The sequence below is a fragment of the Amycolatopsis echigonensis genome, assembly GCF_002846615.1.
Classification (GTDB): Bacteria; Actinomycetota; Actinomycetes; order Mycobacteriales; family Pseudonocardiaceae; genus Amycolatopsis; species Amycolatopsis echigonensis.
This window is the reverse complement of sequence record NZ_PJMY01000003.1, coordinates 4,839,778-4,864,716: the sequence shown is the minus strand read 5'-3', so window position 1 is coordinate 4,864,716 and position 24,939 is coordinate 4,839,778. Positions and strand designations below refer to the sequence as shown.

The following is a 24,939-nucleotide window of genomic DNA, read 5'->3' as shown; positions in this document are numbered from 1 at the left end:
CCGGGTTCAGAGCACGTCGTCCAGCCAGTCGTAGATGCGGCCGTTCGCGAGCCGCATCGCGCCGATGTGGCAGTGCGCCTCCGCGCCTTCCTCCGAGGTGAAGTTCAGCAGCTTCTTCGGGCCGCTGATCCGGTCGTACAGCTGCTGCGGCTGACCGGTGAAGAACAAGTCCTCCGGAGCGTCGCAGATCAGCGCCGGGCACGTGATGCGCTCGGCTACGCCGTCGTCCAGGTGGTATTCGAGGTACTTCGCGAGGAACTCCCGGTCGGTCGCACCGCCCATCACGTAGCGGCCGTGGCTCAGCGCCCAGCGGACGGTCGGGTTCTGCTCCTTCGCGGCAGCCAGAACGGCGTCCAATTCGGCGTCCTCAGGAGCGTTGGCCCGGCGGATCGTCTCCGCGCGGTCCCACGGCAACTGCTCCAGGAAGGCCGCACCGGCGTCGAAGAGCCCGTCCACCGCGACGACGGCCGACAGCCGCGGCTCGAACGCGGCGGCGCGCGGCGCGAGCATTCCGCCGAGACTCCAGCCGATCAGGGCGACCTTCTCCGGAACCACGTCCGGGAGCGCGAGGGCGTAGTCGAGCACCTGGCTGACGACGTGTTCCCAATCCGGGCGGAACTTCAGCCCGTCGCGATGGACGGCGCTGGGCTGGCCGGGGCCGTCGAAGGTCAGCACGTGGTAACCGCGTTCCTGGCCCGCTGTCGCGCCCATGAAATGCAGGTCCTCGGCGCTGCCGTCGAAACCGTTGTGCACCACCAGAAGCGGCTTCGGGCCGTCGCCGGGAGCGCGGTATAAGTAGCCGCGCAGGACGTGGCCGTCGTAGGGGATTTCGATCGGCTCGACGTGATCGATCGTCTCCACGGCACGCTGGAAAGACTCGACGTTGCGCTCGTAGGCGTAGTTGATCCGCGGGTCGTCCGGGTTGCCGTGCAAGAAAAACTCGGCGCGGCGGTAGTACGTCGAGGCGCGCAGGTACGCGTCTCGCGCGCTGATCGGGTGCATGGTGGCGGCTTCGGCGTAGAGCCGCTCGGCACCGGCGAGCCAAGCGTCGTGCCAGCTGTCGTAGTCACCGGACTTGATGTTCGACGCGATCGAGACGACCTCGCCGAAATCCGCGCCTCCGTAGGCGATCTGGCCCAGCGCGATCAGCGTTTCGAACCAGAATTGCGGGTCGTCCTCGAACAGCAGCGGCTTCATCGGATCTCCTCTTTCGCGAAGGTGCGGAAGTCACGGGCGGGTCGTCCGGTGACCCGCTCGACGGTGTCGGTCACGCGGTCCTCGGCGCCGCCGCGGATCGCCTCGTCCAGCAAGGCGAGCATTTCGGCGTACGACTCGGGCAGGCCGTCGCGGACCAGGAAGTGCTGGTACTCGCTGGTGGAAACCGGTGCGTGCACGACTGGATGGCCGAGCTGTTCGCCGACGATCTCGGCGGCCTCGCCGTAGCTGAGCGCGCGCGGGCCGGTGATGAGGTGGTCGGTGTTGTGCGGTTCCGAGTCGAGCAGCGCGCGAACGGCTACCGAGGCGATGTCGCCGGCATCGACGAAAGCGACCCGGGCGTCGCCGGTCGCGGTGACGATCCGGCCCGCGCGGGCGCTGTCGCCGACCGGGTGCCCGGGCAAGAAGTTCTGCATGAACCACGACGGGCGCAGCACCGCCCAGCCCGGCTGACGGCGGACCAGGCCGGGCAGCCCGCCCACCACCGGGGTGCGCTCGTCCACGGCGGACGAACTGAGCAGGACCACCCGGACGTCCGGCGCGTGCTTGAGGAACTCCTCGACGAGCGGTCGCGGATCGGCCGCGACCGGGGCGATCAGGTAGACCGCCGAGACCCCGTCGAGCGCCGGACCGTACGTCGCGGGTTCGTCCCAGTCGAACCGGATCTGGCCTGGCCGAACCGGATTCCGGGTCGCCGCGCGCGGCCGCACGCCGGCGGCTTCGAGACCGCGCACGACGCGGCTGCCGGTGGTGCCGGTCGAGCCGAGCACGAGAACGTCAGACACCCGGCACCCCGAGAACGTCGGCCACCGCGAGCGGGCTCCAGTAGTCGCGGTAGCGGCGGATGAGGCCGTCGCGGACGGTCAGCACCACGATGTAGCGCAAGCGGTACGGCTTCTGCGTGGCGACCGCGACGCCGGCCAGCTCGAACTCCGCGATCGAGACCTCCGGGTCGGTCGTCTGGTGCACGGTCTTGGCGGCGACCTCGCGGATGTCGAGCAGGTTCGGATAGTCGCGCAGGTAGTCGGCGAGGGCGGCGCGGCCTTCGAGGCGCTCGGGCCGCCCGGGCGCGGCGAACGGGAATTCGGCGACGGCGTCCTCGGCGAACAACTGCACGAACCCGGCCATGTCGTGCCGGATCAGCAGGTCGAGCGCGTGATCGATGAGTGGCATGAAGCTCTCCTCAGGAATGGACGAGACGGTATCGTCTCGACCACAACGTACACGGGACGGGGCCGTCCCGTCCACCCGTTAGACTGACCGGCATGACGACCCGCCGGACGCCGACCGGAGCTGCCGTGCTGCAGCCCGAGGTCACCAACGCCATCACCGAGGCCGTGCTCGACGAACTCGCCGAGGTCGGTTTCGGGAGACTGTCGATGGAAGCGGTCGCGAAACGCGCGGGGGTCGGGAAAAGCGCGCTGTACCGGCGCTGGCCGTCGAAAGACGAAATGATCGGCGCGGTCGTCGCGGAATTCAGCGTGGCGCGCGCGGTGGACCCGGACACCGGCAGCCTGCGCGGCGACCTCCGGGCGACGCTGGACGCGCTCTACGAATGGATCACGCACCCGCGGTTCTCGCGAATCCTGCCCGGGCTGATCGCGGAAGCCAGCCGGAATCCGGAAATGGCCGCGTTCTCCCGGGAAGCGATCGGCGGCCCGCGCCGGGCGATCAGCCGAGCCGTGTTCACCCGGGCGATCGAGCGCGGCGAGATCCCGGCGGACACCGATGTCGAACTGGCTCAGGACATCGGCGCGGGAATCATCTACTGGCGGCTGATCGTGCGCGGGGTTCCGGCGGGGGAAGGGTATTTGGATCAGGTGACGGATCTGGTGGTGCGGGCGCTGAGCGCGTAGCGGGAAAATGCTCGTGAGCGGCTATGCCGGCGAGAACCGGCATAACCGCTCACGAGCAGTCGCTCAAGCCCGCTCCGGCTCCCCCGTCACACGCTCGATCCGCGCGCCCAGCCGGTTCAAATTCTCCACGAAATGCGGATACCCGCGGTCGATGTGGAACACGTCCCACACCTCGGTCACGCCGTCCGCGCACAGCCCGGCCAGCACGAGACCCGCCCCGGCGCGGATGTCCGACGCCCATACCGGCGCGCTCGACAGCTTCTCCACGCCCCGGACCACCGCGTGGTGGCCGTCCGTGCGCGCGTCGCCGGACAGCCGGATCATTTCCTCGATGAAGCGGAACCTCGCCTCGTACACGTTTTCCGTGATCATCGACGTGCCCTCGGACACCGCCGACAGCGCGACCGCGAACGGCTGCAGGTCGGTGGCGAAACCGGGGTACGGCAGCGTCACCCAGTCGACCGCCTTCGGACGTTCCGGCTGGACGACGCGGAAACCCTTGTCGTCGAAGGTGGTCACCTCGGCGCCCGCCAGGCGCAGCTTGTCCAGGACCAGGTCGAGGTGGTGCGGGTTGACGCCGCGCACGGTCAGGTCGCCGCGGGTCATCGCGGCGGCGAAAGCCCAGGTCGCGCCGACGATGCGGTCGCCGATCACGCGGTGTTCGGTCGGGTGCAGCTGGTCCACGCCGTGCACGGTGAGCGTCGAGGTGCCCGCGCCCTCGATCTTCGCGCCCATCTCGGTCAGCATCGTGCAGATGTCGGCGATTTCCGGTTCGCGGGCGGCGTTGTCGATCACCGTCGTGCCCTCGGCCAGCACCGCCGCCATCAGGATGTTCTCGGTCGCGCCGACGCTCGGGAAGTCCAGCCAGATCTGGGTGCCCACCAGCGTTTCGGCCTTCGCCACGACGCAGCCGTGCTCGATGGTGCTCGTCGCGCCGAGTTTGCGCAGGCCGTTCTGGTGCATGTCCAGCGGACGCTGGCCGATCGCGTCGCCGCCGGGCAGCGCCACGACCGCCTGCTTCAGCCTGCCGACCAGCGGGCCCAGCACGCACACCGACGCGCGCAGTTTGCCCATCGCCGCCGAATCGGCGCGGTGCGACAGCTCGGCCGGCGTGGTGATGCGCGCCGTGTCGCCCTCGATCTCCACCTCGCAGCCGACGCTGCGCAGGACGTCGGCCATCAGCGGGACGTCCAGGATCTGCGGGCAGTTCGTGATGGTCGTGGTGCCCTCGGCCAGCAATGCCGCGGCCATCAGTTTCAGCACGCTGTTCTTGGCGCCGACCACGTCGACCTCGCCGACCAGCCGCGCTCCGCCATGCACGTCGAAGTGCTCGCTCATGGCCGCCAATCATGCCCTCTCGCCCAGTTTTGCCCGAACCCGGGCCGGTAGAGTCGGGCTCATGGTGGTTCGTATCAACCGGGTCTACACGAAGGTCGGCGACAACGGCACGACCGCGCTCGGCGACGGCTCCCGGGTGCCCAAGACCTCCGCCCGGCTGTCCGCCTACGCCGACACCGACGAGGCCAATTCCGTGCTCGGCCTGGCGATCGCGCTCGGCGGGCTTCCCGACGAGGTCGCCGGCGTGCTGCGCCGGATCCAGAACGACCTGTTCGACGTCGGCGCGGACCTGTGCCTGCCGATCCAGGAAGACCCGCCGTACGAGCCGCTGCGCATCACCGAGGCGTACCTGGAACGGCTCGAAGGCTGGTGCGACGAGTTCAACGAACGCCTGCCGAAGCTCACGTCGTTCATCCTCCCGGGCGGCACCCCGGGCGCGGCGTTCCTGCACCAGGCCCGCACGGTCTCCCGCCGCGCGGAACGGTCCGCCTGGGCGCTGATGGAGGCCGAGCCGGACACGTCCAACCCGATCGCGGCCAAGTACCTGAACCGGCTCTCGGACCTGCTGTTCATCCTCGCCCGGCTGGCCAATCCGGACGGCGACGTGCTGTGGCAGCCGGGCGGCTGAGCGCACCACATTGCTGTCGGCGCCGATCCGGGCGGACCTCCCGCCAGGGCCTCGAGCCGCAACGTCTGCCACCAGCACCCGAAAAGCACAAAACCGGGCCCGCCACCGCGTTTCCACGGTGGCGGGCCCGGCCGAAAAGTCACGAAGCCCGCGGCAGCCTTCGCCCCGGCGGAGCCGATTCGAGCCACGACAGGAACCCGGTCAGCGCACCCGGTCCCATCGCGATCTCGATCGCTTCCTGGGCCGAGGACTCGCAGCGCAGCACGGTCGAGCCCTCAGGCACCGCGTACGCCTCGGAACCGGACGGATCCCGCCGGTCCGCGATCTGCATGCTTTCGCGCTGGAACACGCGGTCCGGGCCGGTGCGCAGGCTCCAGACGCGGTACCAGACGAATTTCTCGCCCTCGTACCGGCCGAGCCCGAGATGCCAGCTCGAACGGGGACTGTCCGGGCTCCACCGCAGCGCCACGCTGACGCCGCCGCCGCGCCGCATCCGGATCCACCGCTGGCCGTACCAGCCGACCACGACGACAAGCACGATCAGGAGCACTAGCACCACGACAGCGATCTGCACGGCCGGCTCCTGCCCGTTCTCGTCCGGTCAGACCGACTGTCCGGTCGCGCGGAGCTGGGCGGTGGCCCTCGTCCGCTCGGCCTCGTCGCCGGTGCTGAGGGCTGCCTTCGCGGCCGCCACGTCGATTTCGTCGGACAGTTCGGCGCTCTCCGCGAGCACGCTCACCCCGGTCGTGGTGACGGACAGGAAGCCGCCGTGGACCGCGGCGGTCAGCACGTCGCCGTCCGTCGTGTTCACCTTCACCACGCCACCCTCGACGAGCTGGCCCAGCACCGGCTCGTGTCCGGGCATGATGCCGATCTCGCCCTCGGTGGTCTGCGCCACCACGAAGGTGGCGGTACCCGACCAGAGCCGGCGCTCGACGGCAACCAGCTCCACGGACATCTCAGCCACGTAGCACTCCTTCGCTCGGGGTGTCACCACCGAGTGTAATAGGTCTTGCTTCGGTTACGAGAACGGCGGGGGCCTGTGTCCACAGTGGACAGTGCCCCCGCCGGTCTCACGCACTCACTTGCCGGTGATCTCGCGGTACTTCTTCTCGAGGTCCTCGAGACCGCCGATGCCCAGGAACGCCTGCTCCGGGTAGTGGTCGAAGTCGCCCTTGGTGATGCGGTCGAACGACTCGATGGTCTCGGCCAGCGGCACCGTGGAGCCCGGGATCTGCGTGAAGGCCTCGGCCACCAGCATGTTCTGGGACAGGAACCGCTCGATCCGGCGCGCCCGCTGCACGGTCAGCTTGTCCTCTTCGGAAAGCTCGTCCATGCCGAGGATCGCGATGATGTCCTGCAGCTCCTTGTACTTCTGCAGGATCCGGATGACCTCGGAGGCGACGCGGTAGTGGTCCTCGCCGACGATCGCCGGGTCGAGGATCGTCGACGTCGACGCCAGCGGGTCCACCGCCGGGAAGATGCCCTTCTGGAACACCGACCGGGAAAGCTCGGTGGTGGCGTCCAGGTGGGCGAACGTCGTCGCCGGGGCCGGGTCGGTGTAGTCGTCCGCGGGGACGTAGATCGCCTGCATCGAGGTGATCGACCGGCCCCGGGTCGAGGTGATCCGCTCCTGCAGCTGGCCCATCTCGTCCGCCAGCGTCGGCTGGTAGCCCACGGCCGAAGGCATGCGGCCCAGCAGGGTCGACACCTCGGAACCGGCCTGGGTGAACCGGAAGATGTTGTCGATGAACAGCAGCACGTCCTGGTTCTGGACGTCGCGGAAGTACTCCGCCATGGTCAGCGCGGACAGCGCGACGCGCATACGCGTGCCCGGCGGCTCGTCCATCTGGCCGAACACGAGGGCGGTGTCGTTGATGACGCCGTCCTCGGACATCTCCAGGAAGAGGTCGTTGCCCTCACGGGTGCGCTCGCCGACGCCGGCGAACACCGACGTACCGCCGAAGTTCCGGGCGACACGGGTGATCATTTCCTTGATCAGCACCGTCTTGCCCACGCCCGCGCCGCCGAACAGGCCGATCTTGCCGCCCTGCACGTACGGGGTCAGCAGGTCGACGACCTTGAGGCCGGTCTCCAGCATCTCCGTCTTGCCCTCGAGCTGGTCGAAGGCGGGCGGGTTGCGGTGGATGCCCCAGCGCTCGAGGTCCTCGCCGTAGCCGGGCTCGTCGAGGCACTCGCCGAGCGCGTTGTAGACGTGGCCCTTGACCTTGTCGCCCACCGGGACGGTGATCGGGCCGCCGGTGTCGGTGACCTCCGCGCCGCGGACGAGGCCGTCCTGCGGCTGCAGCGAAATCGTGCGCACGAGGTTGTCGCCGAGGTGGGCGGCCACCTCGAGCGTCACCGTCTTGCGCAGCTGCTCGAAGTCGATGTCGACCTTGAGCGCGTTGAACTGGTCGGGAACGGAACCGCGCGGGAACTCGACGTCGACGACCGGCCCGGTCACCGAGACGATGCGCCCCTTGGCGCGCGGGGCTTCAGTACTGGTCATCAGTCATCACTTCCTGCTGCGGTGAGCGCGTTCGCGCCACCGACGATTTCGGAGATCTCCTGGGTGATCTGCGCCTGCCGGGCCTGGTTCGCCTCCCGCGTCAGCGTGTTCACCAGGTCGTTCGCGTTGTCCGACGCGGCCTTCATCGCCGTCCGCCGGGCGGCCAGCTCGGACGCCGCGGACTCGAGCAGCGCCGAGTACAGCCGGGTGTTGATGTACTTCGGCAGCAGCGCGGCGAGCAGCTTGTCGGCACTCGGCTCGAACTCGTAGCTCGGCAGCAGACCGGCCGGCTTCTCGTCCTCGCCGTCGGAGTACTCGACCTCGAGCGGCGCGACGCGCTTGGCGACCGGCCGCTGCGTCAGCATCGACACGAACTCGGTGTAGACGACGTGGATCTCGTCCACGCCGAGCGTGCCGTCCGGGTTGCCCGACGCGTCGTCCACGCCCGCGTTGAAGGACTGCACCAGCGTCTCGGCGGCCGCGACCGCGTCCGGGTAGGCGGGCTGGTCGGAGAAGCCCGTCCAGCTGCCCGCCACCGGGCGGTTGCGGAACCGGTAGTAGTTCAGGCCCTTGCTGCCGGTGGTGTAGACGTCGACCTCCTTGCCTTCCTTCTTCAGGAGGGCAAGGAGCTCTTCGGTCGCCCGCAGCACGTTCGAGTTGTAACCGCCGCACTGGCCCTTGTCACTGGTGACGACCAGGACGGCGGCGCGCTTCGGGTTCGGGCGCTCGACCAGCAGCGGGTGGTCGAGGTTGGCCGCCGCGCCGGCCAGCGCCGAGAGCACCTTGGTGATCTCGTCCGCGTACGGCCGGGAAGCGGCGACCTTCGCGCGCGCCTTGGTGATGCGCGCGGTGGCGATGAGTTCCATCGCCTTGGTGATCTTGCCGATCGACTTCGTCGCCTTGATGCGCGAGCGAAGCTCCCGGAGTTGTGCGGCCATGGGCTACCAGCTCACTTCTTCGGGGCGGGCTTGTTGACCTTGACGGTCTCCTGCCCGACCTTCTCGGCGTCCATCGCGTCGGCGTTCGACTCGAGCGGCTTGCCCTCGGCGGTGGTGAACTCCTTCTTGAACTCGTTCACCGCCGCGATCAGGGTTTCGCGCGCCTCCGGCGAGAACTTGCCGGTTTCCCGGATCGAGACGAGAGCCTCGTTGTTCTTGCGGCGGGCCGAGTCGAGGAACTCCTGGTTGAACCGGCGCACGTCCTCGGTCGGGACCGTGTCGTAGTGGCCGTTCGTGCCCAGGAACACCGTGGCGACCTGCTCCTCGACCGGGATCGGCGAGTACTGCGGCTGCTTGAGCACCTCATACAGCCGGGCACCGCGCTCGAGCTGCGCCTTCGACGCGTCGTCGAGGTCCGAGGCGAAGGCGGCGAACGCCTCCAGCTCGCGGTACTGTGACAGGTCGATCCGGAGCGAGCCCGCGACGTCCTTCATCGCCTTGACCTGCGCGGCACCACCCACGCGGGAGACCGAGATACCCACGTCGATGGCCGGGCGCTGACCGGCGTTGAAGAGGTCCGACTGGAAGAAGCACTGGCCGTCGGTGATCGAGATGACGTTGGTCGGGATGTAGGCCGACACGTCGTTCGCCTTGGTCTCGATGATCGGCAGGCCGGTCAGCGAGCCGGCGCCCAGCTCGTCCGACAGCTTCGCGCACCGCTCGAGGAGACGGGAGTGCAAGTAGAAGACGTCGCCGGGGAACGCCTCGCGGCCCGGCGGGCGGCGCAGCAGCAGCGAGATCGCGCGGTAGGCGTCGGCCTGCTTGGTCAGGTCGTCGAACACGATCAGGACGTGCTTGCCCTCGTACATCCAGTGCTGGCCGATGGCCGAGCCGGTGTAGGGGGCGATCCACTTGAAGCCGGCCGAGTCGGAAGCCGGGGCCGCGACGATGGTGGTGTACTCCATCGCGCCCGCGTCCTCGAGCGCCGACTTCACCGAGGCGATCGTGGAGCCCTTCTGGCCGACCGCGACGTAGATGCAGCGGACCTGCTTCTTCGGGTCGCCGGTCTCCCAGTTGGCCTTCTGGTTGATGATCGTGTCCACCGCGACCGCGGTCTTGCCGGTCTTGCGGTCGCCGATGATCAGCTGGCGCTGGCCGCGGCCGATCGGGGTCATCGCGTCGATCGCGGTGATGCCGGTCTGCAGCGGCTCGGACACCGGCTGGCGCTCGACCACCGAGGCGGCCTTCAGCTCCAGCGCGCGGCGGCCGGTGGTCTCGATCTCGCCGAGGCCGTCGATGGCCTGGCCGAGCGGGTTGACGACCCGGCCGAGGTAGCCGTCGCCGACCGGCACCGACAGGACCTGGCCGGTCCGCTTGACCTGCTGGCCTTCTTCGATGCTCTCGAAGTCGCCGAGGATCGCCGCACCGATGGAGCGCGCGTCCAGGTTCAGCGCCACGCCAAGGATGCCGCCCGGGAACTCGAGCAGCTCGTTGGCCATGGCCGAGGGCAGCCCTTCGATGTGGGCGATGCCGTCAGCGGCGTCGGCGACGACGCCGACCTCTTCGCGCTCCACCGAAGGGGCGTAACTCGAGACGTAGTTCTCGATCGCGTGGGCGATCTCGTCCGAGGAGATCGTCAGCTCCGCCATTTCGTTCCCGCTCTCGCTTCTCTTCTGTCCAGTGTGCAAAGTCTGTAGTGCCGCTCAGGCCCGGCTCAGCGTGCGGCGCACCGCCGCCAGCTGCCCGGACGTGCTGCCGTCGATGACCTCGTCCCCGACGCGGACGACGAGTCCGCCGCCGAGGTTCGGGTCGATCTCGACGTGCAGCGCGATCGGCCGCCCGTAGATGCCGTCGAGCTTGGTCCCGAGAAGGGCCCGCTGCTCGTCGGTGAGCGCGTTCGCCGAGGTCACGTACGCGACCGAGCGCTCGCGCCGCTCGGCGGCCAGCGCGACCAGCTTGTCGAGCGCGTGGCCGATGCCGCGCCCCTTGGCGCGCTGCACGGCCTGCTCGACGAGGGTCTCGACGACCGCGTCGACCTTGTCCGCGAACAGCCCGCGGACCAGGGTCCGCTTCGCGTCGGCGGGAGCGGCCAGGTCGGACAGCGCCGCCTCGAGTTCCGGGGCGCCCGCGACGATCCGCGCGACCTGGAACAGCTGAGACTCGACGGTTTCGATGTTCCCGGCCTTTTCGGCGGCGGTGAGCAGCGCCGAACGGCCGACCGACTCGAGCCCGTCCACCAGCTCGCGGTGACTGGACCAGCGGCTGCCCGCCACGGTGTCGAGCACCTTCAGGGCCTGCTCGCTCAGCTTTCCGTCGAACAGGCGGCGGACCAGGCCCTGGCGGCTCTCCGGCGCGACCGAAGAATCGCCGACCGCGCGGCGCAGGCCGATTTCGCGGTCGAGGAGGTCGACGACCGAGAGCAGCTCTTCCCCGACCTTCGCGGGGTCGGTACCCGCTCCGGCCAGCACCTCGCCGAGCGCCCGCTCGGCGAGGTCGAGCGCTTCACGGCTCGCAGCATGCAGCGTCATCTCTGGTTACTTCCCCGCTCCGTTAGTAGCCCCGGCGGTGTCCAGCTCCGCGAGGAACCGGTCGACGGTGCCCCGGCGGCGCGCCTCGTCCTCGAGCGACTCGCCGACGATACGGCCGGCCAGCTCGACGGCGTTGCGGCCCATCTCGGCCCGCAGCTCGGCGACGATCTGCGCCTTCTGCGCCTGCAGCTGGGCGTGGCCCTGCGCCACGATCCGCTGGGATTCGGCCTCGGCCTGCTCCCGCAGCTCCGCCTTGATCTGCTCGGCTTCGAGCCGGGCGTCGTCGCGGATCTTCGCGGCCTCGGAACGGGCGTCCGCCAGCTGCGCCTTGTACTCCGACAGCGCCTTCTCGGCCTCTGCCTGAGCCTTCTCGGCCTTCTCGATCCCGCCTTCGATCTTCTGCGCCCGCTCCTCGTACGCCTTCTCGAAACGAGGGACGACGTACTTCTTGAGCAGGAAGAGCAGGATCAGGAAGGCGACGATGCCGAGGATCAGTTCCGAGATGTTCGGAACGATCGGGTTCTCTGATGCGAGCACCACTTGGGTCTTCAGCACAACGTCTCCTTAGCGAGAGCGGACGACTCAGGCGGAGGCGATGAAGTAGATGACGATACCGATCAGCGCCAGCACCTCGGTGAGCACGAAGGTGGCGTAACCGATGCCCTGCAGCTTGCTCTGGGCTTCCGGCTGACGCGCGGTGCCGTTGATCACCGCGGCGAAGATCAGGCCCACACCGATGCCGGGGCCGATCGCGCCCAGGCCGTAGCCGATCGCGGCGAGGCCCTTGTTGAGGTTGATGGTCTCGGCGGCGGCCTGGGCCAGAACGATGTTGCTCACGTGCGTTTCCCTTCACTTCGGTCCGCGCACTCACGCGGATCGGGGTCTGTAGGTGTTCTCAGTGCTCCGACGCCAGCGCGGCGCCGATGTACCCCGCGGACAGCAGGGCGAAGATGTACGCCTGGAGGACCTGGATGAAAGCCTCCAGGAACGTCAGGCCGATGGCGAAGAGCCATGCCACCAGCGACACCGGCTTCAGCGCGATGCTCGAGGTCTCGGTCAGCAGGAAGGTGCCGCCGAGGGTGAAGACCGCCAGGATCAGGTGCCCCGCGAACATGGCCGCGAAAACACGGATGGCGAGCGTGAGCGGGTTGAGGAAGAACTTCTCCGCGAACTCGATCAGCGCGTACAGCGGGAGCACCGGGCCGGGGACGCCGGCCGGCGCGAGTTCCTTCTTGAAGTACCCGCCGAGGCCGTGCTTCTTGATCCCGACGTAGTGGTAAACCGGGTAGACCACGAGCACCGACAACGCGATCGGGAACCCGAACCGCGCCATGGTGGGGAACTGCAGGAACGGGATGACCCCGTAGAGGTTGTTCAGCAGGATGAAGGTGAACAACGCGAAGATGACCGGAACGAAGCGCTTGAAGTCTTTCGAACCGATCTGCTCGCGGGCGATGTTGTTGCGCGCGAAGTCGTAGATGGACTCGGCCACGAACTGGCCTTTGCCCGGGACGACCTTCAGCTTGCGCGTCGCCAGCAGGAAGTACCCCGCGATGATGATCACCGAGAGCACCACCAGGAGCATCGGCTTCGTGACGAAGCCGAACAACGGCGGCAGCTCAAAGCTTTCGGCGCCAGGGGGCGCGAAGGTCGCACCCTCGGTCAGTACCAGCGCGGCCACTGGGCTCCTCCCGGTTCTCCCGGCCGGCGTTCACTCCGCCGGGGGAATCGTCACGATCTGGACTTAACGTACCCGATACGCATCGGGACGCCGGAGGCGGCGGGTACCCGCCGTGCGCGGAGCCGATCTGCCGGTCCGTGCACGAGGGAGGTCTCGCGTGAACACTGCCCTGCGGTCTACTTCGGACCAGCGTTGAGATGAGGCGGAACCATCCGGTCGCCACACTGCTGATCGCGGTTCGTCGTCGGGAGTGCGCGGCCGAGGCCGCCACCCATGACGCGGACCATACCAGCAGGTAGATCAGTGCCGTACAGGCGTACTCCTAACCCGCCGAATGGTCCAGGACCTAAGTCCCGAATCCGGCTGGGACCCTAGTCCCGAACCCGTCAATGCGAAGCGGGAATGATGGTCGGGATACGCGCTTTGCGGAATGCCGCGAACTCCGCGGCGGCGGCCACGAGAATGGCGACGATCATCGTGATCCCGAGCGAAAGCGGGTGCAGCGCGGTGACGCCCTTGAGCAGAGTGAGCGCGAGGAACAGCAGGATGACCTTCGCCGCGTAACCGCCGAGAGCGATGAGCATCACGAGCGAGGGGTCCTGTCCGGCGGATACCTTCATCATGCCCAGCGTCGACAGCGAGGCGATCATCGCCAGCACGCCGCCGACCAGGGCTCCGAGGAAGCCGTGCAGTCCGTTGAGGACGGTGAAAAGCACAATGCAGACCAGGATGAACGGCGGGGTGAACAGCAGCGAGGCACGCGTCATCGAGCGAGCGAGCTGGCGCACCGGAGCGGCGTGCGGGTTCTCCGGAGCGGTGGCCTGAGCCGCTGCCTGGGACGTCTCGGGCGTCTCGGTGTCGCTCACTGCATTCGCTCCTCGTTCGGTTCGACCCGCCAGTATAGACCGCCCGCGACCTCAGACGCCGTGCCGGTGCCGGGAACGCAGCCGCGGCACGAGGGAAACCAGCACCGCGACCACCAATGCGGCGCCAATGGCCCAGAACACAACCGGACTGTCGAAAATCGTGATAGAGACCGCGCCGAAAGACAGAATTCCGGCCCACAAATAGATCAACAGCACCGCGCGCCGTTGCGAATGGCCGATTTCCAGCAACCGGTGGTGCAGATGCATTTTGTCGGCGGCGAACGGGCTCTGCCCGCGCCGCGTGCGCCGGACGACGGCCATCACGAGGTCGAGCACCGGCACGAAAAGCACCGCCACGACGACCACCAGCGGGGACAGCAGGGCCAGCGCGTCCGAGGCGGAGAACCGCGTGTAGTTGACCCGTCCGCTCGCCGACGTGGTGGCCCCGGCGAGCATCAGCCCGATCATCATCGATCCGGAGTCGCCCATGAAAATTTTGGCCGGCTGGAAGTTGTACGGAAGGAAACCGAGGCAGGCCCCGGCGAGGGCGGCGGCGATGAGCGCGGGCGGGTACGAGCCGAAGTCGCCGCCCGCGTTGTCGAGCAGGCCGAGCGAGAACACGCAGGTGGCCGTCGCGGCGATGAAGCCGAGGCCGCCGGCCAGCCCGTCGAGGCCGTCGACGAAGTTCATCGCGTTGACCATCACCACGACCATCACGACGGTCAGCAGCGCGCCCTGGTTCTTGTCCAGGACCAGCACCGAGCCGATCGAATCCCCGTTGCCGCCCCACGGCACCCAGAACGACACCCACTGCACGCCGAAGATGACGAGGATCCCGGCGCACATGACCTGTCCGGCGAGCTTCGTCCACGCGTCGAGTTCGAACCGGTCGTCCAGGATGCCGATGAGCGAGATGACGCCCGCCGCGAGCAGCACGCCGACCGCGTCGTAGGAGACGTCGAAACCGTGGCTGAGCGCGGGAAGCTGGTGCGCGAGACCCATCGCCGCGGCGATCCCGAGGTAGATGCCGACGCCGCCCATCCGCGGGATCGGCTTGACGTGCACGTCGCGCGCACGGGGATTGGCGATCGCACCGATCCGGATCGCCACCCGGCGCACGACGCCGGTCAGCAGATAGGTCACCGCGGTCGCGGTCAGCGCGACGAGCAGGTACTCCCGGATCGGGAGAAGTCCTTGGACTACAGGCATGACCGCGTCACGCCCGCCGGGAGGTCGGAGTCACCGCGCCACGCTACCGCGCCCGCGTGCGGTCGCGGTGAACGGCAGTCACTTGCCCGGCTCAGTCCAGCGTCTCCTCGGCCACGCCGAGCACCTCGGCGATGGCGGCCTTGGTGACCGCGCCCTCGCGCAGCACCACGGGCTTGTCTCCGGTGAGGTCCACGATGGACGACGCCACCGCTTCGCCGCTCGACCCGCCGTCGAGATACACCGACACCGAATCGCCGAGCTGCTCCCGCGCGTCCTCGACGGTCGAGGCGGGCGAACGCCCGGAGACATTCGCGCTCGACACCGCCATCGGGCCGACGTCGCGCAGCAGTTCGAGCGCGACCGGGTGCAGCGGCATCCGCAGCATCACCGTGCCGCGGGAGTTGCCGAGATTCCACTGCAGACTCGGCGCGTGCGGCAGCACGATCGACAGATCGCCCGGCCAGAACGCCTCGATGAGCGCCCGCGCCTGCGGCGGAACACCGAGCACCAGACCGTCCACAGTGGACCAGGAACCGACGAGAACGCCGACCGGCATGTCCGGGCCGCGGTTCTTCGCCCGCAGCAACGCCTGGACGGCGCCGGAGTCGAACGCGTCGGCGCCGATGCCGTACACCGTGTCCGTCGGCAGGACGACCAGCCGGCTCGACCGCACGGCGGCAGCCGCCGCGGACAGGCCTTCGGCTCGGGACTCGCGCTTGCCGCAGTCGTAGACCGCACTCATGACGCGAAGCCTATCCCCCGGCGCGGAGGTTCCCGGAGCGCCCCGAGATGGGGTGCGCATCCGCTCCCGCCGAGGTCCGTGAAGGGCTCCTTGAGGGAATCTCATTCCGCCAAGGAGCCCTTCACGGGCTTCCGCGCTGCGGAGAAAACCGCATTGGGGACATCTCGCCAGCGGCCGAGGGAACGGCGGCCCAGCGGGTCACCGATCAACTGCCGTAACTGGCCTGCTTCACCGCGAACACGTTCCGCTTCCCCTGCCCCTCCTGCAGGGACCACAGCAGATCCGCGTCCTTCGGATCCTCCCAGTACGAGATGCTCTCCCCGCTGCTCACCCAGGCGTGCGTGGCCGGGCCCGCGGTCGGGGTCCAGTAGTAGAACTGCTGCGCGGACGAGGGGTGGTGGTCCGGGAAAGAGCGGCCTCAGCCGAGCCGGCGGGCGGTGACGAACCGAGCGCGCCCGCTGTAATCGGGGTGGTCCTCGACGCCGGTCAGCACCCGCCGCGCGCGCACCAGGGCCGGGACCGCCGAACCGTGGGTGTCGTCGTGTTCGATCGCCAGCCCGCCGCCTGGGCGCAGCAGTCGCGCGCCGGCCGCGATCGCGTGCCGGATCACCGCCAGGCCGCTCTCCTCGGCGAAGACCGCGCGCGCCGGGTCGTGTTCGCCGACTTCCGGCGGGACCGGCGTGCCCTCCGGCACGTAGGGCGGGTTGCACAGCACCAGGTCCACGAGACCGTCGAGTTCGGCGAACATCGTCGGGTCGGCGATGTCGCCGGAGTAGAGCCGGATCGGCGTGTTGCCGGCCGCGCTGTGCACGTCGGCGTTGTGCCGGGCCCAGGCGAGCGCCTGCGGGTCGACGTCGACCGCGTAGACCACCGCGTCCGGACGCTCGTGCGCAATCGCCAGCGCCAGCGCGCCGGAGCCGGTGCACAGGTCGACCACCACCGGGTATTCGCGGCCCTGCAGGAACTTCACGCCCCATTCGAGCAGCAGTTCGGTCTCCGGCCGCGGGACGAACACGCCCGCGCCGACGTTGACCGTGATGTTGCCGAGCGCGGCCCAGCCGGTCAGGTACTGCAGCGGGATCCGTTTGGCGCGCTGCGCGACCAATTGCCCGATCGCGTCGATCACCGGCGGGTCGACCAGCGGCACCATCGGCAGCCTGCCCCGGTCGATGCCGAGCACGTGCGCGGCGATGAGATCCGCGTCCGACCGCGGCGATTCCACGCCCGCCTCGGTGAGGATCCGGGTGGCCTCCATGATGGCCAGGCGCAGCGGCTGCCGATTCACTGGTCGTCCTTCACTCGTCGAAACACCCCCCGGCGGGGGTGCTGCCCAGCGTATCGACCCCCGGCCGCGCGGGCCTCACGCCTGGCCGAGATACCCGGACAGGACTTCGCGCCGCTGGGCGAGATCCCCGATCCGGCGCTCCACCTCGGCCAGTTCCCCGCGCAGCCTGCGCACCAATTCGGGACACAGGTCGAGGTGCGCGGCGGGACCGCTCGCGCAGTCGAGCATCCCGGCGATCATCTCCGTGGTCAGGCCCGCGGCCAGCAGTTTCCGGATCTGCCGCACCCGGACGACGGCCTCCTCGCCGTACACCCGGTACCCGCTCGTGTTGCGCGCCGAGTCCAGCAGCCCCTGCTCGCCGTAGTACCGCAGCAGCCGCGGCGCGACGCCGGTGCGTTGCGCGAGTTCGCCGATCAGCATCCGATCTTCCCCTGCTTCTGGCCTTCACACTGGTGTCAATCCTTAACGTCGCGAACATGACTGAACATTTCGCGCCCCTCGTCCTCGGACAGGGCCCCGGCCTGCTGCTCGCCCACGGCGCGGGCGGCGGCGTGAAGGCCAACTTCGGCCCGCTCCTGGACGACCTCGCCCGCACGCACACCGTCGTCGGGGCCGACTATCCGGTCGCGGGCGGCACGCTCGACGAACTGGCCGACGGACTGGTCGCGACCGCCGTCGACGCCGGGGTCGGGAAGTTCACCGTGCTCGGTTACTCGCTCGGCACGGCCGTCGCGGTCCGCGCGGCCACCCGGCATCCCGACCGCGTCACCGGGCTCATCCTCACCGCGGGTCTCGCCCGGCCGGACGCGCGGACGGAGCTGGCGCTGGACCTGTGGGCGCATCTGCTGGAGGGCGACCGCACCCTGCTCGCCAAATACCTGCTGCTGGTCGCCGCCAGCGAACCGTTCCTCGCGGCGCTCACGCCCGACCAGCTCACCTCGGCGGTCTCCGAGTTGGCGGCGTCGGTGCCCGCGGGCACGGCGAAGCAGGTCGAACTGGTCCGGTCCGTCGACACCCGGGCGGAACTGGCATCGATCGCCGTGCCGACACTGGTGATCGCCACGACGCTGGACTCCCTCGTGCCGCCACGGCATTCGCGGGAACTGGCCGACGGGATTCCCGGCGCGGACCTGGTCGAGATCGAGTCCGGGCACGGCATCGCCGACGAAGCGCCGGAAGCCTGGCTCGCCGCGATCCGGAAGGCGCTGCGATGAGCCGCCAGGTTGTCTTGCCGAACGAGTCGCCCGACCTGACCCCGCGACGCCTCGCCGACTTGGCCCGTCTGGCCGAGGAGCTGGGGTACGAATCCGTCTGGCTGCCCGACCACGTGCTGCCGCCGGAACCGTTCGGCGAGGTCTTCGGCGGCGTGTACGAGCCGCTGGCGACGCTCGCCTACCTGGCCGCGGCGACCGAACGCGTGCGGCTGGGCACGTCCGTGGTGATCGTTCCGCTGCGCGAGCCGCACCTGCTGGCGAAACAGGCCGCGACGATCGACCGGCTGTCGGGGCACCGGCTGGTCCTCGGCGTCGGGGCGGGGTGGAACGAGCCGGAGTTCGCGGAGATCGGCGCGGATTTCTCTCGCCGCGGCGCGACGCTGGACGAGACGCTCTCGCTGCTGGACCAGCTGTTCACCACCGGCCGGGGCCGGGACGGCGGGTATTTCGAGCCGCGGCCCCACGGCCGGATCCCGATCCTGGTCGGCGGGAACTCGGCGGTCGCGCTGCGCCGGGCGGCCCGGGCAGGGGACCAGTGGCTCAGCGCGGGCCTCTCGCCGGAGGCTTTCGCGGAACGGGCGGCGAAACTGGACCAGCTCCACCCGGAGCGGCGCGTGCGGCGGATCGCCCGGCAACAGTTCGACGAGAAGACCGCCGTCGAGACCTACCGTGCGTATCGAGAGGCCGGCGCGGACGCGGTGGCGGTGCACTTCGGAGGGGACGAGGGCTACGAGGAGCGGATGGCCGCGTTCGCGGCGGCGACCGAGTGAAGTCTCGTGAGCGGCGATCCCGGTGAGAACCGCGATCGCCGCTCACGACGCCCGGCACCCCAAGGCCGTGCCGCGGACCCCCTCTAGACTCGCCCGGTGAAGTCCAGGGATCTCCGCTTCGGCCTCGGGGTATTCGTCGCCTCGCTCGGACTGTTGCTGCTGCGGTTCCTGGTGCCGCGCCCGATCGGCATGGCCGACAACGGCGACGGCTGGCGGTTGCTGTGCCAGCTCGGCGGGCGGCAGCTGGACCGGCCGTCGGAAGGGTTCGTCCGGTTCAGTTACGGGTCCGCGCCGCCGTGCGATTCCGCCTACGTCTCGAGCCAGGCCTGGCTCGACTGGGCGGCGGGCAAAATCGGCGCGCTGTTCGGTGCGTCCGGCGTGCTGAACCTGCTGGTGCTCGGCGTGCTCACCTGCGTGCTGGTCGCCGGCGCGATCACGGTCACCGTGCTCGGCCTCGACCTGAACCGGCGAAACCGGCTGATCGCCACGGTGTTGCTGCTGCTCGTGATGGGCGACTCGGCGTTCTTCGGCTATTTCGCGTCGGTGCTCAGCGAAGGCGCGGCGTTCCTCGGCATCCTGCTGATCTGCGGCGGCCTGTTCCTGGTGCACCGTCCCGGAAAACCGCGCTGGGCCGGAGCCGCGGTGACTGTCCTCGGCGGACTCGTCGGGATCAACGCCAAATCGCAAACCCTGTTGCTCATCCCGCTTTTCGCGCTCGCGCTGCTGCTGACCCGCCCGTCCGGCGCGCGCGGACGGAAACGCTGGGCGCTGCCGCTGGCCATGCTCGCGATCGTGGGCGCGGGCACCTTGGCGATCCAGTCCCAGGGCGACCCGGCCAACGCGGAATACCGCGAGGCCAACATGTACCACGCGATCTTCGACTCCATTGTGGACGGAAAGCACGACACGAAGGCCGACCTCGCCGCGCTCGGGCTGCCGGAGTCGTTCGAGCAGTACGTCGGCACCGGGTGGTGGGGCGAGCGCGCGGCCTGGCACGACCCGCTTTACCCGCGGTACAAGGACAAAATCAGCCGCCGCAACGTGCTGCACTACTACGCGACGCACCCGGGCCGGACGGCGGAAATCCTGCAGCAGGGCGGTGTCGACGCCCTCACCGCACGGCCGGAAAACCTCGGCAGCTTCGGCGAACTGTCCGGACAGCCGCGACTCTCCAAGGAGTACCGGGTGCCGGTGTTCTCCGGGCTGGCCGCACTGGTCGCGCCGCTCGGACTGTTCGTGCTGGTGCCGGTGTGGGTGCTCCTCGGCTGGGCCGGGGTGCGTGCGTTCCGCCGAAACCGGCGTGAGTACGGGATTGTCGCGTTCCTGCTGGTGTTCTTCGCGGCGGGACAACTGGGGCTGTCGGCGTTGGGCGAAGGCATCGAAGGCGTGAAACACCAGTTGCTGACGCTGTTCCCGACGGTGCTGGCCGTGGTCTTCGCGGTCCTCAGCCTGCTTCCCCGCGCGGAAACCGCACCGGAACAGACCGAGGACGAGGACCCGGCGGAGGAAGAAATCCCCGCCGCGGTCTGAGGATCAGCCCGCCTGCGCGGCGAGCCGCTCCTCCCGGTCGGCCGCGGCCAGTGCGTCCAGCACGCCGTCCAGGTCGCCGTCGAGCACCTGGTCCAGGTTGTACGCCTTGTAGTTCACCCGGTGATCGGAAATCCGGTTCTCCGGGAAGTTGTACGTCCGCACGCGCTCCGAACGGTCGACGGTCCGCACCTGCGACCGGCGGGCGTCCGACGCCTTCGCCGCCGCTTCTTCCTCGGCGATCGCCTGCAGCCGGGCCTGCAGCACCTGCAGCGCCCGCGCGCGGTTCTGGATCTGCGACTTCTCGTTCTGGCACGACACGACGATGCCGGTCGGCAGGTGCGTGATCCGCACCGCGGAGTCGGTGGTGTTGACGCTCTGCCCGCCGGGACCGGACGACCGGAACACGTCGATGCGCAGGTCGTTCGGGTCGATTTCGACCTCGACCTCTTCCGGTTCCGGGTAGATCAGCACGCCGGAGGCGGACGTGTGGATGCGGCCCTGCGATTCGGTCGCGGGCACGCGCTGCACGCGGTGCACGCCGCCCTCGAACTTCAACCGGGCCCAGACGCCTTCGACGTCCGCGGACTTGCTCTTGAGCGACAGCGTGACGTCCTTGTAGCCGCCGAGGTCCGACTCCGTCGCGTCGAGCACCTCGGCCTTCCAGTTGTGCCGTTCGGCGTAGCGCAGGTACATCCGCAGCAGGTCGCCGGCGAACAGCGCGGATTCCTCGCCGCCCTCGCCGGATTTGATCTCCATCACGACGTCCGAGCCGTCGTACGGGTCGCGCGGCAGCAGCAGTTCGGTGAGTTTCGCTTCGAGCTGCGGGATTTTCGCCGCCAGCTCCTCGGCCTCGGCGGCGAACGTCGCGTCCTCGGCCGAGAGCTCCTTGGCCGCGGACAGATCGTCGCGGGCCTCGTCCAGTTCGCGCACCGCGCGCACGACCGGGCTCAGCTCGGCGTAGCGGCGGCCCAGTTTGCGGGCCCGGGCCTGGTCGGCGTGCACCGACGGGTCGGCGAGCTCCTGTTCCAGCCGCGCGTGCTCGTCGAGCAGCCCCTTGAGCGAACTCGAATCCACTTCGCCGTCTTCCTCTCGCGAACAGGCCCGGACAGAACAACGGCGCCCACCCGGGCATGCGGGTGGGCGCCGTCGGACAAGCTACTTGGCGTCGGTCTTCTGCTGACGCTTGCCGTAGCGCTTCTCGAACCGGGCAACCCGGCCACCGGTGTCCATGATCTTCTGCTTGCCGGTGTAGAAGGGGTGGCAGTTCGAGCAGATCTCGACGTGGATCTGACCCGACTCCTTCGTGCTGCGGGTGACGAAGTTGTTCCCGCAGTTGCACGTGACGGTCGTGGTCACGTATTCGGGGTGAATACCGCTCTTCATGGTGTCCTCTCTCGTTGGCCCCGGGTCCCCGGTATGGGGTGAACCGGTGCCGGACTTCAGCGGGTCATTCTGCCAGACGTGCTGGCACGAACTGCAACACACCCCGGTGACCAGGTATTCCGCCGCCGGTCGCGACGGTGGGTAGTGAAGGTCGTTCGCATTGTACGGATTTTGTACCCGCTGGCGTGAAGCTGGCCGAGTTCGTGAATCGCTCACTTACTGGAGGTCCGGACATGCGCACGACCGACCTGCTCACCCGGCTCGCGAAGCCGGCAGCGGCACTGGCACTAGTGGCGTCCGCCGCGGTCTTCGCGCCCGCCGCGAACGCCGCCGACGGGATCACGGCGGCGGACGTGAACCCCGCCGCGGGCACGTTCTCCGAGCTGTCCGAGACCAACCTGACCGGTGCCGGCGACGGCACCCCGGCCGGCGCGGTCGCCTGGTACAAGGCGCACGCCGGAAGCACCGGATGGGAGCACTACTGCGAGAAGGCCGCGGAGAATTCCTACGGCGTCAGCGGGGTGTGGGCGTCCGCCAACGCGCACTGGAACGGGGCCAGCCCGAAGCACACGAGCGGCAAGCCGCCCGCCGGTTCGTTCGTGTACTGGAACATCAGCGCCTACGGCCACGTCGGAATCGCCGACGGCAACGGCGGTTTCTACGCCACCAGCGTCGGCGGCAAGATCGGCCACGGCAGCTCCACGAGCTACTTCAACAACTACCGCGGCTGGACTCCCGCCGCTGTCCCCCGCCGCTGAAGCTTTCTGCCGCGCCACCTCCCCGGCGCGGCAGAAACGTCCGTGAAGGACTCCTTGGGGGAATCTGATTCCCTCAAGGAGTCCTTCACGGACCTCCACACAGCAACCGGCCCGCCCCCGAGGTGACTCCAGGGGCGGGCCGGATGCGTGGAAAGGAGACTCAGTCCTCGTCTCCGCCGCCGAGGGCGGTCTTCGAGACCTGCATCAGGAACTCGATGTTGGTCTTCGTCTTGCGGAGCCGGGAGATCAGCAGATCGATGGCCTGCTGGGAGTCCAGCGCGTGCAGCACGCGGTGCAGCTTGTGCGTGACGGCCAGCTCGTCCGGCGAGAGCAGCAGCTCTTCCTTGCGGGTGCCGGACGGGTTGACGTCCACCGCCGGGAACACGCGGCGCTCGGAGATCTTGCGGTCGAGCTTGAGCTCCGCGTTGCCGGTGCCCTTGAACTCCTCGAAGATCACCGTGTCCATCGTGGACCCGGTCTCCACCATCGCGGTCGCGAAGATGGTGAGCGAGCCGCCGTTCTCGATGTTGCGCGCGGCGCCGAGGAAACGCTTCGGCGGGTACAGCGCGGTCGAGTCGACACCACCGGACAGGATCCGGCCGGACGCGGGCGCGGCCAGGTTGTAGGCACGGCCCAGACGGGTGATCGAGTCGAGCAGGACAACCACGTCGTGGCCCATTTCGACCAGGCGCTTGGCCCGTTCGATGGACAGCTCGGCGACCGAGGTGTGGTCGGACGGCGGGCGGTCGAAGGTGGAGGCGATGACCTCGCCCTTCACCGACCGCTGCATGTCGGTGACCTCTTCCGGACGCTCGTCGACCAGCACGACCATGAGGTGGGCCTCGGGGTTGTTGGTCGTGATCGCGTTCGCGATGTCCTGCATGATCGTGGTCTTGCCCGCCTTCGGCGGGGACACGATCAGCGCGCGCTGGCCCTTGCCGACCGGCATGATCAGGTCGATCACGCGGGTCGTGAGCTTGTGCGGCTCGGTCTCGAGGCGCAGCCGCTCGTTCGGGTACAGCGGCGTCAGCTTGGTGAAGTCGGGACGGCGCTTGGCCTCGTCCGGCTCCAGGCCGTTGATCGAGTCGACGCGCACCAGCGGGTTGAACTTCTGCCGCTGCTGCTCGCCCTCGCGCGGCTGGCGCACGACACCGGTGATCGCGTCGCCGCGGCGCAGGCCGAACTTGCGGACCAGCGACAGCGACACGTACACGTCGTTCGGCCCGGCCAGGTAGCCGGAGGTGCGCACGAACGCGTAGTTGTCGAGCACGTCCAGGATGCCGGCGACCGGCAGCAGGACGTCGTCCTCGCGGATCTCGGTGTCCGGCGCGCCGCCCTCGGCGCGGCCGCCCCCGCTGCCCCGGCGGCGGCGGTCGCGGAAGCGGCGCCCGCGGCGGCCGCCTTCCTCGTCGTCGTCCTGAGGCCGGTTGTCCCGGTTGTCCTGCTGGTTCCGCTGCCGGTTGTCCTGCCGGTCCTGGCGGTTGTCCTGCCGGTTGTCCTGGCCGCCGCGGTTGTCACGGTTGCCGTCGCGGTTGTCGCGGCCGTTGTTGTCCCGGTTGTCGCGGTTGCCGTCGCGATTGTTGTCGCGGTTGCCGCCCTGGCGGTCGCCGCGCTGGTCCCGCTGGTCCCGCTGGTCACCGCCCCGGTTCGCGCCGCCGCGGCGGCGGCGGTTGCGGCCGCCTTCCTCGGACTGGCCGTCGGACTGGCCCTCGGAACGGTCGTGCCGCTCCGGGCGCTCCTGCGCGGCGGGCTTCCCGTCCTGCGCGGTCTCCGCCTTCGGAGCCTCGGACTGGGGAGCCTCCGCCTTGACCGGCTCGGCCTTCGGCTCCGCCTGGGGAGCCTCAGTCTTGGCCGCGTCCGCCTTGGGAGCGTCGGACTTGGCGCGGCGGGCGGGCTTCTCGGCCTTCTCGGCCTTGACCGGCTCGCCGACGCCGTCGAGCGGCAGCGTCTCGGCCGCGGCGGTGCGCTTCTTGCTCTTGCCCTGGCGCTCGCGGATCGCGGCGATCAGGTCCCCCTTGCGCATGCCGGTGGTCTCGCCCACACCCAGTTCTCCGGCCAGCTGGCGGAGCTCGGCGATGACCATTCCGGACAGGCCCCCGGCGCGACGCTTCGGAGCGGCCGCGGCCCCATTGGTCTCAGCGGCCGCGGCGGGGGTCTCCACGTCGCCGCTCAACAGATCGGTGTTGCTCACACATGTCCTTCCTGACCGATCCACGTTCCAGGTGGATCAGCGGACTGCCGCCGGTAGCGAGACGGCTTCTGCCTCCGATGCGGACGGCTCGCGCCCAGCCGTGCGAGACACAGCGAAGCGCCGCCAGCACAGGGTGTTTGCCCCCTCCGGACGGAGAAAGCGGAATTCGGCACCGCCGGAACCGGAAACCCGCCTGCGTCCCTCCGCCTCCCGCGTGCCAGGCGGTGCGGAATCGGCGGATCGACGAAGGATGCGGACCGGAGCCGCCGCTAAGGGCGAACAGGCCCGGCATCGGGTG

General features: G+C 69.3%; 28 protein-coding genes. 6 read left to right on the top strand and 22 right to left on the bottom strand.

The features are described 5' to 3' along the window. Positions 1-6: 6 nt before the first annotated feature. The 3 genes from ATK30_RS28265 to ATK30_RS28255 are packed head-to-tail and all read right to left on the bottom strand — an operon-like array spanning position 7 to position 2,388. Positions 7-1,197, bottom strand: coding sequence for an alpha/beta hydrolase family protein (locus tag ATK30_RS28265; RefSeq protein ID WP_101438064.1), 1,191 nt, complete (start codon positions 1,195-1,197; stop codon positions 7-9). Then, positions 1,194-2,000: a Rossmann-fold NAD(P)-binding domain-containing protein gene (locus ATK30_RS28260; protein ID WP_101438063.1), complete on the bottom strand. Its 807-nt coding sequence runs from the start codon at positions 1,998-2,000 to the stop codon at positions 1,194-1,196. The genes ATK30_RS28265 and ATK30_RS28260 overlap by 4 nt, the downstream gene beginning before the upstream one ends. Next, positions 1,993-2,388: a nuclear transport factor 2 family protein gene (locus ATK30_RS28255; RefSeq protein WP_101438062.1), complete on the bottom strand. Its 396-nt coding sequence runs from the start codon at positions 2,386-2,388 to the stop codon at positions 1,993-1,995. The genes ATK30_RS28260 and ATK30_RS28255 overlap by 8 nt, the downstream gene beginning before the upstream one ends. Positions 2,389-2,480: 92 nt before the next feature. Here ATK30_RS28255 and ATK30_RS28250 point away from each other — a divergent pair, with 92 nt between their 5' ends. Then, positions 2,481-3,071, top strand: a complete 591-nt coding sequence (locus tag ATK30_RS28250) for a TetR/AcrR family transcriptional regulator (protein WP_101438061.1) — start codon at positions 2,481-2,483, stop codon at positions 3,069-3,071. A gap of 63 nt (positions 3,072-3,134) precedes the next feature. Here ATK30_RS28250 and murA read toward each other — a convergent pair whose 3' ends face one another. Then, complete coding sequence (gene murA / locus ATK30_RS28245; protein WP_101438060.1) at positions 3,135-4,409, bottom strand: UDP-N-acetylglucosamine 1-carboxyvinyltransferase; 1,275 nt, start codon at positions 4,407-4,409, stop codon at positions 3,135-3,137. A gap of 61 nt (positions 4,410-4,470) precedes the next feature. On the opposite strand from murA, the gene ATK30_RS28240 reads away from it, so the two are divergent. Further along, positions 4,471-5,037 (top strand): cob(I)yrinic acid a,c-diamide adenosyltransferase, encoded by a 567-nt coding sequence (locus ATK30_RS28240; RefSeq protein WP_101438059.1) that lies wholly within the window; start codon positions 4,471-4,473, stop codon positions 5,035-5,037. A gap of 139 nt (positions 5,038-5,176) precedes the next feature. Here the strand turns inward: ATK30_RS28240 and ATK30_RS28235 are convergent, their stop codons facing one another. The 15 genes from ATK30_RS28235 to ATK30_RS28165 form a co-directional block, all read right to left on the bottom strand. Then, positions 5,177-5,611, bottom strand: a complete 435-nt coding sequence (locus ATK30_RS28235; RefSeq protein ID WP_101438058.1) for a DUF2550 domain-containing protein — start codon at positions 5,609-5,611, stop codon at positions 5,177-5,179. A 27-nt stretch (positions 5,612-5,638) separates the two neighbouring features. Continuing rightward, positions 5,639-6,004, bottom strand: coding sequence for a F0F1 ATP synthase subunit epsilon (locus ATK30_RS28230; RefSeq protein ID WP_101438057.1), 366 nt, complete (start codon positions 6,002-6,004; stop codon positions 5,639-5,641). Between the two features lie 114 nt (positions 6,005-6,118). After that, on the bottom strand, positions 6,119-7,546 hold the full coding sequence (atpD, locus tag ATK30_RS28225) for a F0F1 ATP synthase subunit beta (RefSeq protein WP_101438056.1): 1,428 nt from the start codon (positions 7,544-7,546) through the stop codon (positions 6,119-6,121). Further along, the gene (locus tag ATK30_RS28220) at positions 7,546-8,484 is read right to left on the bottom strand and encodes a F0F1 ATP synthase subunit gamma (RefSeq protein ID WP_101438055.1); all 939 of its coding nucleotides are present in this window, start codon (positions 8,482-8,484) and stop codon (positions 7,546-7,548) included. Before ATK30_RS28220 ends, atpD begins: the two co-directional genes overlap by 1 nt. Positions 8,485-8,495: 11 nt before the next feature. After that, positions 8,496-10,133: a F0F1 ATP synthase subunit alpha gene (atpA, locus tag ATK30_RS28215; protein ID WP_101438054.1), complete on the bottom strand. Its 1,638-nt coding sequence runs from the start codon at positions 10,131-10,133 to the stop codon at positions 8,496-8,498. A gap of 54 nt (positions 10,134-10,187) precedes the next feature. Continuing rightward, complete coding sequence (locus ATK30_RS28210) at positions 10,188-11,012, bottom strand: F0F1 ATP synthase subunit delta (protein ID WP_101438053.1); 825 nt, start codon at positions 11,010-11,012, stop codon at positions 10,188-10,190. 6 nt (positions 11,013-11,018) lie between these two features. Then, positions 11,019-11,567, bottom strand: coding sequence for a F0F1 ATP synthase subunit B (locus tag ATK30_RS28205; RefSeq protein ID WP_101438052.1), 549 nt, complete (start codon positions 11,565-11,567; stop codon positions 11,019-11,021). Positions 11,568-11,594: 27 nt separating this feature from the next. Continuing rightward, positions 11,595-11,849: an ATP synthase subunit c family protein gene (locus ATK30_RS28200; protein ID WP_009082593.1), complete on the bottom strand. Its 255-nt coding sequence runs from the start codon at positions 11,847-11,849 to the stop codon at positions 11,595-11,597. Positions 11,850-11,907: 58 nt separating this feature from the next. Further along, positions 11,908-12,693 carry a F0F1 ATP synthase subunit A gene (atpB, locus tag ATK30_RS28195; RefSeq protein WP_101438051.1) on the bottom strand — a complete coding sequence of 262 codons (786 nt, stop codon included), beginning with the start codon at positions 12,691-12,693 and terminating at the stop codon, positions 11,908-11,910. 386 nt (positions 12,694-13,079) lie between these two features. Further along, positions 13,080-13,460: a hypothetical protein gene (locus tag ATK30_RS28190; RefSeq protein ID WP_341867393.1), complete on the bottom strand. Its 381-nt coding sequence runs from the start codon at positions 13,458-13,460 to the stop codon at positions 13,080-13,082. Positions 13,461-13,610: 150 nt separating this feature from the next. After that, positions 13,611-14,768, bottom strand: coding sequence for a glycosyltransferase family 4 protein (locus ATK30_RS28185; protein ID WP_009082598.1), 1,158 nt, complete (start codon positions 14,766-14,768; stop codon positions 13,611-13,613). Between the two features lie 91 nt (positions 14,769-14,859). After that, the gene (locus tag ATK30_RS28180) at positions 14,860-15,510 is read right to left on the bottom strand and encodes an L-threonylcarbamoyladenylate synthase (RefSeq protein ID WP_101438049.1); all 651 of its coding nucleotides are present in this window, start codon (positions 15,508-15,510) and stop codon (positions 14,860-14,862) included. A 205-nt stretch (positions 15,511-15,715) separates the two neighbouring features. Beyond that, positions 15,716-15,841, bottom strand: a complete 126-nt coding sequence (locus ATK30_RS46940; RefSeq protein ID WP_279630022.1) for a hypothetical protein — start codon at positions 15,839-15,841, stop codon at positions 15,716-15,718. An 87-nt stretch (positions 15,842-15,928) separates the two neighbouring features. Next, a complete protein-coding gene (prmC, locus tag ATK30_RS28170; protein ID WP_101438048.1) occupies positions 15,929-16,795 on the bottom strand; it encodes a peptide chain release factor N(5)-glutamine methyltransferase in 867 nt (288 codons plus the stop codon). A 75-nt stretch (positions 16,796-16,870) separates the two neighbouring features. Beyond that, entirely contained in the window at positions 16,871-17,215 is a 345-nt protein-coding gene (locus ATK30_RS28165; protein ID WP_101438047.1) for a MerR family transcriptional regulator, read from the bottom strand. A gap of 56 nt (positions 17,216-17,271) precedes the next feature. Between ATK30_RS28165 and ATK30_RS28160 the strand changes: the two genes are divergently transcribed. The 3 genes from ATK30_RS28160 to wsfD all read left to right on the top strand — a co-directional run bounded on the left by ATK30_RS28160 (position 17,272) and on the right by wsfD (position 20,309). Then, entirely contained in the window at positions 17,272-18,009 is a 738-nt protein-coding gene (locus ATK30_RS28160) for an alpha/beta fold hydrolase (protein WP_101438046.1), read from the top strand. Beyond that, positions 18,006-18,779, top strand: coding sequence for a TIGR03619 family F420-dependent LLM class oxidoreductase (locus ATK30_RS28155; protein ID WP_101438045.1), 774 nt, complete (start codon positions 18,006-18,008; stop codon positions 18,777-18,779). Before ATK30_RS28160 ends, ATK30_RS28155 begins: the two co-directional genes overlap by 4 nt. Before the next feature lie 96 nt (positions 18,780-18,875). After that, a complete protein-coding gene (gene wsfD / locus ATK30_RS28150) occupies positions 18,876-20,309 on the top strand; it encodes a glycan biosynthesis hexose transferase WsfD (RefSeq protein ID WP_101438044.1) in 1,434 nt (477 codons plus the stop codon). Between the two features lie 3 nt (positions 20,310-20,312). On the opposite strand, the gene prfA is transcribed toward wsfD, so the two are convergent. Beyond that, positions 20,313-21,383 (bottom strand): peptide chain release factor 1, encoded by a 1,071-nt coding sequence (gene prfA / locus ATK30_RS28145; RefSeq protein ID WP_101438043.1) that lies wholly within the window; start codon positions 21,381-21,383, stop codon positions 20,313-20,315. A gap of 81 nt (positions 21,384-21,464) precedes the next feature. Continuing rightward, positions 21,465-21,692 carry a 50S ribosomal protein L31 gene (gene rpmE / locus ATK30_RS28140; protein ID WP_043832086.1) on the bottom strand — a complete coding sequence of 76 codons (228 nt, stop codon included), beginning with the start codon at positions 21,690-21,692 and terminating at the stop codon, positions 21,465-21,467. Positions 21,693-21,925: 233 nt separating this feature from the next. On the opposite strand from rpmE, the gene ATK30_RS28135 reads away from it, so the two are divergent. Continuing rightward, on the top strand, positions 21,926-22,450 hold the full coding sequence (locus ATK30_RS28135) for a CHAP domain-containing protein (RefSeq protein ID WP_101438042.1): 525 nt from the start codon (positions 21,926-21,928) through the stop codon (positions 22,448-22,450). A gap of 160 nt (positions 22,451-22,610) precedes the next feature. Here the strand turns inward: ATK30_RS28135 and rho are convergent, their stop codons facing one another. Beyond that, positions 22,611-24,641: a transcription termination factor Rho gene (rho, locus tag ATK30_RS28130; RefSeq protein WP_101438041.1), complete on the bottom strand. Its 2,031-nt coding sequence runs from the start codon at positions 24,639-24,641 to the stop codon at positions 22,611-22,613. Positions 24,642-24,939 lie beyond the last annotated feature (298 nt).